This window comes from Acinetobacter sp. A47, assembly GCF_000805455.1.
GTDB lineage: Bacteria > Pseudomonadota > Gammaproteobacteria > Pseudomonadales > Moraxellaceae > Acinetobacter.
In genome coordinates, this window is the sequence record NZ_JSUS01000071.1 from 180002 (window position 1) to 193598 (window position 13597).

Sequence of the window (13597 nt, forward strand, 5' to 3'; positions counted from 1 at the left end):
CTTTAGTTGTTACAACCGCTGCTCAAGGCTGCTTTTGCCGTGCAATAAAGCGGGTCAAACGTTCCGCAATATCAAAGCTGCCGTGTTTAAACAAGATACGCAGCCCCTGTGCTGTTGCCTCAAAGATTAAACATTCAATTTTAAATTCGCCTTCTTCATCTGCTAGATGCAAGGCCAGATCACGCGGATGCTGACTGACAAAATCAAGCTGCTCCAGTTGATGAAGCTTTAAATAAACCCCAAAGAAAGTGATATCAATAATCTTTACCGCCGCCTCTGCCTGCAAATGGCGATGGGTCAGTCTGGTTTCTGGCTGCGATACAGAAATACGTTGTTCACCACGGCGTTCCATCTGCTGCATCTGTTCACGGCTCAGCGGAATGATGCCCTCCAGATTGTCGATGGAATCGCCTTTTAAGAAGGTGGTAAACAGATTCATGGTTTCCTTACGGCGCTGCAATTGCGGCACATGGTCGGCATTGGCAATCAGGGCAAACTGCATGTCCTGACATTGCAAGGCAAAATCTGCATTTTCATGCGGTAAGGTAAAGCTGTCATACTGCCCGGCTGCCACCAGGGTTTTACATTGCGGAACCGGCACGTCGCTCAAACGCAGCAAGCGATTGCAGTTAATTTCATAACGCTCGCGCTCTGTCGCACTAAACTCCGCCATTTGTCTGAAGAACAAACGTTTTGCGGTAGGCGACATACGTGTTTTGTCAAGCTTGGCATGATTGACGAGATAGAGTATGACCGCCTGTCCAAACTCCTCCATACGGTCTTCACGCATCAAGTGCAAAGACTCCTCCAGCAACATGCGCCAGCTTTTCCGGGTTTTCTGCATGACGCCCATCAACACCATGCGGTCAATCAGGTCAGGACGCTGGTCGGCAAATGAAGAAGCCACCACCGACCCCAGAGACATGCCCATCATTGAAACCTTGCCAATGCCAACAATATCCAGCCATTGGCCCAGCATCCTTGATAAATCAGGCAGCTCCAGAACACCGGCAGACTCGCCGGTATCTACATTACGGATCTGCTGGTTTGCCCCCATGGAAGGTAAATCGATTAAAATGACAGGTCCACTCTCGAAGAGTTGCTCAACACAATACTTATAAGAGTTAAAATTTTGAAATGCGCCCCCGACAATGACAATTGGCGTGTTATAGATCGTTTTAGGATCTGCAATCGCCATATATTCAATTTTCCAACCATCAATCCACGTGGTACGCGCCGGTTGCTTAAAACTGTTTTTATTGTATATGTCGAAAAAACCAAAGCCTGTGTAGGTGTGATTGATATCCGAGTCCATTTGGATAATGGAATTCATGTCCTTCCTCCATCCGTGTTTATTTTTCTGTTGCAAGCGTCTCATTTTCAGCGATCTATACTTGCAAGTTAACAAATTTATAAAATTTGTATTACATTTATCCTATACTTTTTCATTCTATACAAATGCACGTTTTATACGCAATCATTTCCTTAACCGCTTATCTTGTTTACCAGAATAATCTTTTGCAAAATATGTAGTCTGCGCTTTGGATTCAATATCTTTATCGCACTAAAATAAAAAATTTTGCGCCAATTAACGTTTTATAATTTTTTGAATTGTCAGTTTCGCCTATTCATTGTTCAGCCTTTGACTGTTACTATCTTTATAAATACATGCAAACATCAAAATGCTATGCAAGATACTATTGAAAATTATATGCAACAAGTCGGTGCCCAGGCACGTCAGGCATCCCGCCTGTTAACCAGTGCATCTACGCATTTAAAAAACCATGCCCTGTCTGCCATCTATACGGCACTGGAAAACAGTCAGTCCCAGATTTTAGCCGCCAACCAGATCGATATGGACAATGGCCGTCAGCGGCAGCTGGACAGTGCCCTGCTCGACCGTCTAGAGCTCACCCCTGCTCGCTTTAAAGGCATGTTGCAAGGCCTCAAGGATGTGATCGGCCTGATTGATCCGATTGGAGAAATTACCGATCTGGCTTACCGCCCGTCAGGTATCCAGCTGGGTAAAATGCGTGTGCCTTTAGGTGTTATCGGCATGATTTATGAATCAAGACCGAACGTCACGCTGGAAGCAGCCTCCCTGGCCTTAAAATCAGGCAATGCCATTATCTTACGTGGCGGGTCAGAAGCACTGGAGTCGAACAAGGCCATCGCGGCTGCCATTCAGCACGGCCTGCAAGTATCAGGCCTTCCTGAGCATGCCGTACAGGTGATTGATACACCGGATCGTGCCGCTGTCGGTCACCTGATCACCATGACCGAGTTTGTTGATGTAATTGTACCGCGTGGGGGCAAAAGCCTGATCGAACGTATCAGCAACGAAGCCCGTATTCCTGTGATTAAACATCTAGATGGCAACTGCCATGTATTTGTTGAAGCTCAGGCAGACCTGCAAAAAGCCCTACCGATTGCCCTGAATGCCAAAACCCATCGCTACGGCGTATGTAATGCCATGGAAACCTTACTGGTGGACGAAGCCATTGCCGAAGAATTCTTGCCACGTATTGCTGAACTGTATGCTGAAAAGCAGGTCGAACTGCGTGGCTGTGCGGAAACCCAACGGATTCTAGGCGTATCGGTAAAAACCGCAACAGAAGAAGACTGGTATACCGAATATCTTGGGCCAATTCTTGCGGTCAAAGTGGTCAGCGGTATGGACGAAGCGATTGAGCATATCAACACGTATGGTTCACACCATACCGATGCCATCATTACTGAAAACTTTAGTCTGGCACGCGAGTTTCTGGCACGTGTAGATTCAAGCTCCGTGATGATCAATGCCTCTACCCGCTTTGCTGATGGTTTTGAATATGGCCTCGGCGCTGAAATCGGGATTTCAACCGATAAAATCCATGCGCGTGGCCCAGTGGGACTGGAAGGTCTGACCTCACAGAAATGGATTGTTTTTGGCGATGGACAAATCCGCCAGTAACAGGCTGTGAGCGTTACCCAGAATGCCTGATCAGATTCAGGCATTTTTATGGGGTCAGTTCTCCTAAAAAAGCCAGTCCGAAGACAGGCTTTTTTTGATCGTAGCTCAATTAGAAAATAAAGTCGGTATTCACAAATTTAGAATAGTGCTCAGATACCATGGAAGCCAGCATACCTTTACTGTCATCCGTCTGTTTGGCCGCAATCATAGAGCGGATCGAAAAAGCACGAAGCGCATCATGTACAGATAGTGTACCTTCCGCAGAATCTTTACGCCCACCGAACGGGAATACATCCGGGCCGCGCTGACACTGACAATTGATGTTTACACGACATACCTGATGAACCAGCGGATCGACCAGATGACCAATTTGCTCGGGGTCGCTACCAAAAATACTCACCTGCTGACCATGATCGGAAGTCGTGACGTATTCCAGCACTGTTTCGATATCATCATAGACCGCAACCGGTACCACAGGACCAAACTGTTCTTCGCGGTACAGTCTCATCCCCTCAGTCACCGGATAAACTACTGCCGGATAGAACAAGGTCTTGCAGAACTCACCACCTTCCGCATTGACCACTTTAGCCCCTTTTGCCACAGCATCTTCAATCACTTCTGTCATGTAAGCTGTACGGTGCATACCGGGTAACGGGGTAATGGACACACCGTTTTCCCACGGCATACCGACTTTCAGTTTTGCCAGTTCAGCCGTTAAACGGTTCACAAACTCATCCGCGATCGAGCGGTGCACCATCAGCATTTTCAAAGCGGTACAACGCTGGCCATTGAATGACAATGCTCCTAACAGACACTCTTTTACCGTCAGTTCCAGATCGGCATCCGGTAAAATAATGGCTGCATTCTTTGCATCCAGCCCCAGAATCGCACGCAGGCGGTGAGATTTTGGATGTTGTTTTTTCAAGTGATCGGCCACTTTGCTAGAACCAATCAGCGCCAGCACATTAATTTGCCCGGATGCCAGCAAATGCGGCACCACAAGAGAGCCTGGTGCATAAATGGTATTGATCACCCCTTTGGGAAATGAATCACGAAACGCCTCTAGCAATGGTTCAAATAGCAAGGTTCCAAATTGAGGCGGTTTAAAGATAATGGTATTCCCCATCAGCATGGCCGGGATCAGGGTTGCAAAGGTTTCGTTCAGCGGATAGTTATAGGGCCCCATGCACAACACCACACCGAGCGGGGTACGACGAATCTGGCCAATGGTACCTTCAGCAATGACAAAGCGGGAGTTGGCATTATCCAGATCTTTCAGGGCATCAATGGTTTGTCGCATGTAGGTAATGGTACGATCAAACTCTTTCTCTGAATCGGCCAGGCTCTTGCCAATTTCCCACATGATCAACTTAATAATCAGGTCTCGTTGCTCTACCATGCGCTGGATGAAATTTTGCATGCAGGCAATGCGCTCGCCCACCTTCATCATGGGCCATTGGCCACGACCATTGTTATAAGCCCGTACCGCCGCTTCGAGTGCTTCATCGCTTTGTTTTTCACCCATGACTGGATAACTGCCAAGTTCAACTTGCTGCAGGCTACCGTCTGGCTGCTGAATCCAGACCGGGGATAATGTTTTCCGGGTTGCACCCGCCCATAACTTCAACTCACCATCCACAAGCGAGACACGCTGATGAATCTGAGATGGCAGACGTACACTTTCGGGAATGCTGTCCACAACTGGAAATTTATATTGCAAGTTATTGAAATGACTCATTCTTGTTAAAACCTTATTATTTGTATGTCTTGATATTCCCCCGAACTTTATACTGGTATCAGATCGTGTTCGGGGCAATTCCGCTCTTATTATCAGTACTCACCTTGCTTGAACCGTAAATCACAAGGTGAATTCTTAATGCATTGTCAGTTTTCGTATGTTCTAGCTGAATTTACCCCCGGCACACATTATCAGTCACCCCTAGCTTCTGGATGACTTGTTCAATGATCTGTTCTGGTGTGAGCGCAATATCAATTGCAATCGCTTCGTTCACATCAGGCTCTTCTAAGGTATCTAGCTGGGTCTGTAACAAGGACGGATCAAAAAAATGACCAGACCGCTCTGCAAGCCGTTGCTGTAATAGTTCATAAGTCCCTTTTAGGTATATAAACTTAATATTCTGGTCCTGCCCTCTTAAAATTTCGCGATACATCCGCTTTAAGGACGAGCAGGTAAATACAGCTGTTTCACCACCTTTCTGTTTGGTTTCAATCACCTGACGAATGGCCTGTAACCAGGGCAAACGGTCCTCATCCGTCAAGGGAATGCCTTGGCTCATCTTGCTTTTATTGGCAGCTGAATGCAGCGTATCGCCATCCAGAAACTCACACGCCAACCGTTCTGATAACAGCTCACCAATCAGGGTTTTCCCTGTTCCACAGACACCCATTGCGATTACAATCATGGATTACCTACCTCTAATTACAAAACAACGCTAAGCAACAATGTAAAAGACAGACCCAGTACCGAAATAATCGTTTCCAGTACCGACCAGGTCTTCAGTGTCTGCCCAACGGTCATTCCAAAATATTCTTTGATTAGCCAGAAACCGGCATCGTTCACATGCGAGAAAATTAATGATCCGGAACCTGTTGCCAATACTAAAAGCTCAGGTCGCACAACCACACCGGCTGCTGCCGCAATAGGTGCAACAATGCTACAGGCCGTAGCCATTGCAACAGTAGCCGAGCCTGTGGCCAGACGGATCAGGGCAGCCACCAGCCATCCTAACAATAAAGGCGAAAGGTTGGCTTTTAAGGCGGTGGTTACGATTTCATTAGAGATACCGCTATCTCTTAAAATACCGCCAAATCCGCCACCTGCGCCCACAATCAACAAAATACCCGCAATTGAAGCCAGACATCCGCCACAGAATTTTTCAATCTGCTCACGGTTAAAACCCTGCATGCTACCAAAGGTAATAAAGCTGACCAGAACGGCAATCAGCAAGGCAATATCAGAAGATCCGATAAAACGTAATAACTCGTTTGCAAACGTTTTTGGCGTGAAGAATACATCCGCCCAGCTTCCCACCAGCATTAAAACTACCGGTAACATGATGGTAAATACCGTCAGGCCAAAGCTTGGCAATTCACGGGTTGTCTCATGATCTGCCTCAACAAACTGTGTAGCCAGCGGATTGTTTTCCGGCAGTTTGACATATTTGTTGATCCATAAGGCATATAACGGTCCTGCGGCAATGGCTGTGGGTACCCCCACCAGCAAACTGTACATAATCGTTTTGCCAATATCTGCATGATAAGCCTGTACCGCGAGCAAGGCTGCCGGATGTGGAGGAATGAGGCCATGTACAACCGACAGACCGGCGACCATCGGCAAACCGACCACAAGCAATGATTTACCCGTGCGTTTTGCAATATTGAATGCAATCGGAATCAGCAGTACAAAACCGACTTCAAAAAATACGGGTAATCCGACAATCAGTGCAATAAACATCATGGCCCAGTGAATATGCTTCTCACCAAACCATTGAATTAAAGTAATTGCTATGCGTTCTGCACCGCCCGACTCGGCCATCATCTTGCCGAGCATGGTACCCAATGCAATCACAATGGCAAGATGCCCCAATGTTTTTCCGGTACCTGCTTCATATGACTGGACAATTCCATCCATTGGCATGCCAACAGCAAGACCTAAACCGAGGGAAACAATAATAAGAACCAGAAAAGGATAAATTCTAAATTTCGCGATCATGATGATCAAAGCAACGATCGCGATTAATGTATAGATCAGCAACATGCCACCCTGAACGGTCTCCATGTGACATTTCTCCTTGGAATAATACGATTTAGGCACACCAGCCTAAATAAAGCTCCTCAACAGAGTCATTCTCATTGTTGAAACACTTATTTTTTATATTAACTGCGACTGGCGCCTGCCAGTCACATCGGCACAAAAGTCTCAGGTGCTTGGCAAGCACCTGATTTTTAATTCATCATCAAGCTTGTATCACTCACAACTGACTTGCGATCTGGGCCAAACGGGTAATTTCCATCCAGTCCTGTGCAGCAACCGTAGCCTTAGGCGTTAACCATGAGCCACCGACACACACGACATTGGGCTGTTTTAAGAAATCCGGCGCTGAAGCTGCCGTGATGCCACCTGTAGGACAAAAGCGCAGGTTTGGAAACGGGCCATAAAATGCTTTAAGCATTTCGATGCCACCAGCCTGCTGGGCAGGGAAAAACTTGACAATATCGTAGCCCAGCTCAATGGCCTGAATCAGGTCACTCGGCGTCATGACTCCGGGTAAAAGCGGTAAACCTGCATCTTGTGCAGCCAAATGCAAGTCTTTGGTCAGGCCGGGAGATACCCCGAATTTTGCACCGGCTTTTTTAGCTTGCGCACAATGTTCAGGTCTGGTGATTGTTCCGACCCCGACCACAATGTCCTCTGCCAAATCGGACGCACGCTCGATGGCAGCAAGCCCGGCTGCTGTACGTAAAGTAATTTCCAGCACCTTTACACCGCCAGCATGCAATGCGCGTGACACATGTTCACCTTGTTCGGCAGAGTCAAAAGCCAACACTGGAATTACCGGGCCTAAACTGACGACCTCTTCAATCTTGCTCATTATGTTGTAATCCCTTGATTTCAAATAGGGGCTTGAGGGTCTTCCCGCACAAGCGTACCAAACACAGATGCACCATGTTCAGCAGGCGCTGCTGCCGCACGGAACACACCAAATAACTCTCGACCAAAACCGACTTCGTTTGCTGCCTGATGTTCCGGCTGCGCAACAGGGCGTGACTGCCATACCTGTTCATCGAGCTCAATCTCGAGCACACCGGCTTCGGCATCAATGATCAGCATGTCTCCGGTCTGAACCTTGCCAATCGGGCCGTTCAATAACGCTTCTGGAGACAAGTGAATAACGGCCGGTACTTTGCCTGAAGCACCCGACATCCGGCCATCGGTGACCAATGCGACATGGAAGCCCTGATCCTGTAAAACGCCCAGTACGGGTGTCAAACGGTGCAATTCAGGCATACCGTTCGCCCGGGCCCCCTGAAAACGGACAACCGCGACAAAGTCCCGGTGTAATTCACCACGATCAAACGCTGCCTGTACTGCCTCTTGAGAATCAAACACAATCGCAGGTGCTTTCACTTTACGGTGCTCTGGCGCAACCGCAGAAATCTTGATGACCCCCCGGCCCAGACGACCTTGCATTAGGCGCAAGCCCCCATCAGGCTGGAATGGCGCATCAATGCTACGCAGCACCTTGTCGTCCAGACTTTGGACCACACCGTCCACCCAGGTGAGCTTGCCATCAATCAGTTTCGGCTCTTTGGTGTAATGCTGTAAACCTTTACCAGCAACAGTCATGACATCGTTATGCAGCAAACCAGCCTCAAGCAAGTTACGAATCAGGAAGGCAACCCCGCCCGCTGCCTGGAAATGGTTGACATCGGCCTTGCCATTTGGATAGATTTTTGCCAGTAAAGGCACTACAGCCGACAACTCATCAAAATCATTCCAGTCAATCAAGATGCCAGCGGCCCGGGCTATTGCAATCAGGTGTAACGTGTGGTTGGTTGACCCGCCGGTCGCCAGTAAAGCCACAATGCCGTTGATAATGGCTTTTTCATCAACCACATGACCGATTGGGGTGTAGTTCCCCCGTCCTACGGTCAAATCAAGCACGCGTTTGGCTGCTTCTGCGGTTAATGCTTCACGTAACGGCGTATGAGGGTGAACAAATGCAGCACTTGGCAAATGCAAGCCCATTACTTCCATCAGCATCTGGTTACTGTTGGCAGTCCCATAGAAGGTACATGTGCCCTGGCCATGATAGGCAGCCGACTCGGCTTCAAGCAGGGCTTCGCGCCCCACCTGACCGGTAGCATATTGCTGGCGAATTCTGGCTTTATCATCATTCGACAGACCGCTACTCATCGGGCCTGCCGGTACAAAGATGGTCGGTAGATAACCAAACTGTAAGGCACCAATCAATAAACCCGGTACAATCTTGTCGCAGACTCCCAGACACAAGGCAGCGTCAAACATGTTATGGGAAAGTGCAATTGCCGTTCCCATTGCAATGGTTTCACGTGAAAACAAAGATAATTCCATGCCGGCATTACCTTGGGTAATACCATCACACATGGCTGGTACACCACCGGCAAACTGCGCCACGCCCCCATTTTCACGGGCAGCTTTTTTTATAATGTCTGGAAAGGTTTTATAGGGCGCATGCGCCGAAAGCATTTCATTATATGAAGACACTATCCCGATATTGGGTTCTCCCCCCACTTTAATAATTAATTTTTCATTCTCTTCCATTGCCGCAAAACCATGCGCCAGATTGGCACACGATAATGCTCCACGAGCCGGGAATTTCCCTTGGGCGCGTTCAATATGCTGTAAATATGCGGCACGCGTTTTTTGGCTACGCGCAATTACACGTTCGGTAACTTTTGCCAGTACCAAATTCGGCAAGTCCATGCTGGACGCTCCTGTACAACCGGATAAGCCGGAACATAAAAGTGAGACCGAATGATAGATTTAACGACCATCTGGCCAAGGATGAACAATATTATTAAGGCAAAAAGCGACATGCAAGCCCCGGTCCGGGTGAGCAGAATGTGTTAAACAGGGCGATTGAGCTGATGAGTGAGTGAATAAAAGTAAAAGAATGGTTTTAATTTTGTTAAACTTTATCTTGTTATAAAAGCCCAATAAATACGAGAAAATTCTCATAATTTCAAGGCAATAAAATATGTTTATTTATCTATAAACTGCTGCATTGTTCCGGCTATTTTTAATTTAAATCAATTTATAATCTATTTTTTTCAACTTATATGACAGTTATTCACCATTAAAATTAAATTACGTATATGATTTGTAATACCTCCTTCATGTTAATCTAAAAAAACATATTCCCCTTAAGTTAAAAAATCCGGCTTTCAGTATTTGATAAATAAATTGAATAGAAACCTTTTATTTATAAATAGATACAACAATGCGCCGAAGAATTGTACAAAAATGGCCATGACATGATTAAAATTCAGGCTAACACATCCTGAGTGATCAATCACCTGCGCCTGGATAGTGCTTAAGTCTAATGGGCTAAAGTCTATCTTCGCCAATACGACCTCCCATGTTAAAACATTGCGCTTGATTCCACTGCCTTATGCAATGCAGCAAGATCAAGGTGTTCATCATAAAATTTAAAATCTGTTAGGTGTTCAAACGTGGCTATATCTGTATTAGTAATTAACTGTGGTTCATCATCAATCAAATACGCACTGATCTCGGAACGCCGTGAAGATCGTATTTATGGTCTGGCAGAAAATCTGGGCGCAGCCGATGCCCGTATTAAAGGTATCACCTTGGGGGGTGAACCGTTAGAACTTTCAATTCCTTATGCAGATCATGCCAAAGCACTGGAAACCTTGCTGGCCCGCTTGGCCAACTACAACCCGCAAGCCATTGGGCATCGTGTGGTTCACGGCGGCAACATCACCAAAGCAGAGCGACTTACACCGGAGCTGGTACAACGGATTGAAGCCGCGACTCCACTTGCCCCCTTGCATAATCCGGCTCACCTGATCGGAATCGAAGCCACCATGCGCCTGTTCCCGCAATTGCCACAGGTTGCGGTTTTTGATACGGCATTCCATCAAACCATGCCTGAACATGCCTACCGTTATGCCCTGCCACAGTACTTATATACCGAACATCAGGTACGTCGCTACGGTTTCCACGGCACCAGCCATGCCTATGTGACCGAACGTGCCAGTGAGCTGGCAGGCAACAAGAATCAGGGCGGCTGGCTCAGTGCCCACTTAGGTAACGGTAGCTCCACCTGTGCCGTATGGAATGGGCATAGTGTCGATACCTCAATGGGCATGACCCCGCTGGAAGGCGTGGTCATGGGTACCCGTAGCGGTGATGTCGATCCAAGCCTGCATCTGTTCCTGGCCAGCAATCTGGGCTGGGATATCCAGAAAATTGACAGCATGCTCAATAAAGAAAGCGGTTTACTTGGCTTGTCGGGCTTATCCAATGACATGCGCACTCTGGTAGAAGCCTCTGAAAACGGTCATGAAGATGCAAGGCTAGCCATTGAAGTATTCTGCTATCGTCTGGCCAAATCCTTGTCTGCTTTAAGTTGTGGCCTGCCACGTCTGGATGGTTTAGTCTTCACAGGCGGTATTGGTGAAAACTCGGCTTATGTACGTGAAAAAACCTTGGGCTATTTAAATCATTTCGGTTTGCACTTTAGCAAAGAGAAAAATGCCACCCTGGCACGGGGGAGCGAAGGCCGTATCGATCAGGGCACTGGACCACAGATCTGGGTGATCCCGACCGATGAAGAAGGCCGTATTGCCAAGGAAACCCGTCAGGTTGTTGAGGCAACCGCCTGATTAAACGAAATATAAAATACGGATAAGTTCATTATGAATACAATTTTACTCATTCCCACCGGGGAAGGCGTAGGTTTGACCTCGGCCTGTCTGGGCATGATTTATGCGCTGGACTGTAAAGGCATCAATGCGGGTTTCCTCAAGCCATTTTCACAGATTGCCGATGCGCCGGTAGACCGGACTACCACGCTCTACCAGCATTTATTTCAACACCCTTCGGTTGAACCGATCAGTTATGAAAAACTGACCCAGCTGATGGCCTTGGGCGAAACCGATGAACTGCTGGAACAAGCCGTAGCACTGCATCGCCAGATTGCAGCCCATCATGATGTGATTATTGTAGAAGGCCTCGTTCCTAACGGACAAGATCATTTTGCCAGCGAAATCAATGCGGCGCTCGCACAGGCCCTTGACGCCCAAGTGGTTCTGGTCAGTACTGCCGATCTGGCGGATGCCCGTAAAACGGCGGAAAAGATCGATGCCCATTTACGTCAGTTTGGCGGTGCAGCATCGGCACGGACAACCGGGGTACTGTTCATGCGGACCAAAGGCCTTCCTGAAGGCACCGCAGAAATTCCGGTGACACTGGACCCAAGCTTACGTCTGGACCAGCACATCGAGGCTTTTGCCCTGGAACTGCAACGCTATAACCGTTATATCGGCACCCATGACCTGCCAATTATTGGACTGGTGCCATTCAGCAATATTCTCAGTGTGCCGCGCAGTCTGGATATTGCGCCGGTGATTAAAGGCAGCTGGTTGCATCAGGGCGAAGCCAGACAGCGCCGGATTTTACATACCAGCTTGATTGCCTCGAATATCGAATCCGAACTGCATAAGTTTGTGGCAGGTGAACTGATCATTAGCGCCTCACAACGCACCGATGCGCTCTTGGCAGCCAGCCTCGCCAGCAGTAATGGTATCCCTTTAGCCGGTCTGGTCTTAACCGAACAGGCAGCGCCTGCAGAGAATGTTCTGGAATTTTGCCAAAGCGCAATTAAACAGGGCCTGCCTATTTTGCACACGCCCTTAGATACACTGGAAACGGCACAACTGTTACATGATTTTGGCAATGAAATTCCGGTTGATGATACCGAACGTGCCGAACAGGTAACACGTTTTGTCTCCAGCCATATTGATAATACCTGGCTTGATCAGCATACCCAGAATCACCTGCACCCTCGCCTGTCACCGTCTGCTTTCCGTTATGAACTGGTACAGAAATCGATTGCAGCGAAAAAGCGCATTGTTCTACCAGAAGGAGATGAACCCCGTACGGTACAGGCTGCGGTGATTTGCCAGACACGTGGTATTGCACAATGTGTGTTACTGGCCAAGCCTGAATCGGTTGCTGAAGTAGCAAAGGCACGTGGTATTCAACTGCCAGAAGACTTGGAAATTATTGATCCGGATCACATCCGCGACCAATACATTGAACCGATGGTGGAACTGCGTAAAGGCAAACTCGATGCCTTACAGGCCAAAGCACAGTTGCAAGATACCGTGGTGCTTGGCACCATGATGCTGGCGCTGGACCAGGTGGACGGTCTGGTTTCTGGCGCGATTCATACCACTGCCAATACCGTGCGTCCCGCATTTCAGCTGATCAAGACCGCACCGAATTACTCACTGGTGTCCTCGATCTTCTTTATGCTGTTGCCAGATGAAGTCTATGTCTATGGTGACTGTGCCATTAACCCTGATCCAGATGCCGAACAGCTGGCTGAAATTGCCATTCAGTCTGCCGATTCGGCCAAAGCCTTCGGTCTGGACCCGCGTATTGCCATGATCAGCTACTCAACCGGAACCTCCGGTACAGGGGCCGATGTCGAGAAAGTGGCAGAAGCCACCAAAATTGCCCAACAGCGCCGTCCTGATTTATTGATTGATGGGCCATTGCAATACGATGCCGCTTCAGTTGAAAGCGTCGGTCGCCAGAAAGCGCCCGATTCTCAAGTGGCAGGACGTGCCAATGTATTTATCTTTCCAGACCTGAATACAGGCAATACCACCTATAAAGCGGTGCAACGTGCAGCGAATGTGGTCAGTGTCGGCCCAATGCTGCAAGGCCTGAACAAGCCGGTGAATGACCTGTCCCGTGGTGCACTGGTGGATGATATTGTATTTACCATTGCCTTGACTGCGATTCAGGCAGCTCAATCAATGTAAGAATAAAAAACTGATGTAGCTGATTTTGCTACATCAGTTTTTTTAAAATAATGTCTAATCCGA

The 13597-nt window shown here is 48.0% G+C and carries 9 protein-coding genes; 3 read left to right on the forward strand and 6 right to left on the reverse strand.

Translation table 11 applies throughout. The features are described 5' to 3' along the window. Positions 1-22: 22 nt before the first annotated feature. Complete coding sequence (locus tag OC23_RS16195) at positions 23-1333, reverse strand: alpha/beta fold hydrolase (protein ID WP_038346016.1); 1311 nt, start codon at positions 1331-1333, stop codon at positions 23-25. 354 nt (positions 1334-1687) lie between these two features. Here OC23_RS16195 and OC23_RS16200 point away from each other — a divergent pair, with 354 nt between their 5' ends. Beyond that, the gene (locus OC23_RS16200) at positions 1688-2953 is read left to right on the forward strand and encodes a glutamate-5-semialdehyde dehydrogenase (protein ID WP_038346017.1); all 1266 of its coding nucleotides are present in this window, start codon (positions 1688-1690) and stop codon (positions 2951-2953) included. Between the two features lie 109 nt (positions 2954-3062). On the opposite strand, the gene OC23_RS16205 is transcribed toward OC23_RS16200, so the two are convergent. The 5 genes from OC23_RS16205 to edd form a co-directional block, all read right to left on the reverse strand. Further along, positions 3063-4691, reverse strand: coding sequence for an NADP-dependent glyceraldehyde-3-phosphate dehydrogenase (locus tag OC23_RS16205; protein WP_038346019.1), 1629 nt, complete (start codon positions 4689-4691; stop codon positions 3063-3065). 172 nt (positions 4692-4863) lie between these two features. Next, positions 4864-5376: a gluconokinase gene (locus OC23_RS16210; protein WP_038346020.1), complete on the reverse strand. Its 513-nt coding sequence runs from the start codon at positions 5374-5376 to the stop codon at positions 4864-4866. A 17-nt stretch (positions 5377-5393) separates the two neighbouring features. Beyond that, positions 5394-6752, reverse strand: a complete 1359-nt coding sequence (locus OC23_RS16215; RefSeq protein ID WP_038346021.1) for a gluconate:H+ symporter — start codon at positions 6750-6752, stop codon at positions 5394-5396. Positions 6753-6945: 193 nt separating this feature from the next. Further along, complete coding sequence (gene eda / locus OC23_RS16220) at positions 6946-7566, reverse strand: bifunctional 4-hydroxy-2-oxoglutarate aldolase/2-dehydro-3-deoxy-phosphogluconate aldolase (protein ID WP_038346023.1); 621 nt, start codon at positions 7564-7566, stop codon at positions 6946-6948. Positions 7567-7586: 20 nt separating this feature from the next. Beyond that, positions 7587-9440 (reverse strand): phosphogluconate dehydratase, encoded by a 1854-nt coding sequence (edd, locus tag OC23_RS16225; RefSeq protein ID WP_038346024.1) that lies wholly within the window; start codon positions 9438-9440, stop codon positions 7587-7589. A 749-nt stretch (positions 9441-10189) separates the two neighbouring features. Between edd and OC23_RS16230 the strand changes: the two genes are divergently transcribed. Both OC23_RS16230 and pta read left to right on the forward strand, forming a co-directional pair. Continuing rightward, positions 10190-11365 carry an acetate/propionate family kinase gene (locus OC23_RS16230; protein ID WP_038346025.1) on the forward strand — a complete coding sequence of 392 codons (1176 nt, stop codon included), beginning with the start codon at positions 10190-10192 and terminating at the stop codon, positions 11363-11365. 33 nt (positions 11366-11398) lie between these two features. Continuing rightward, positions 11399-13534: a phosphate acetyltransferase gene (gene pta, locus OC23_RS16235; RefSeq protein WP_038346026.1), complete on the forward strand. Its 2136-nt coding sequence runs from the start codon at positions 11399-11401 to the stop codon at positions 13532-13534. The last annotated feature ends 63 nt before the right edge of the window (positions 13535-13597 follow it).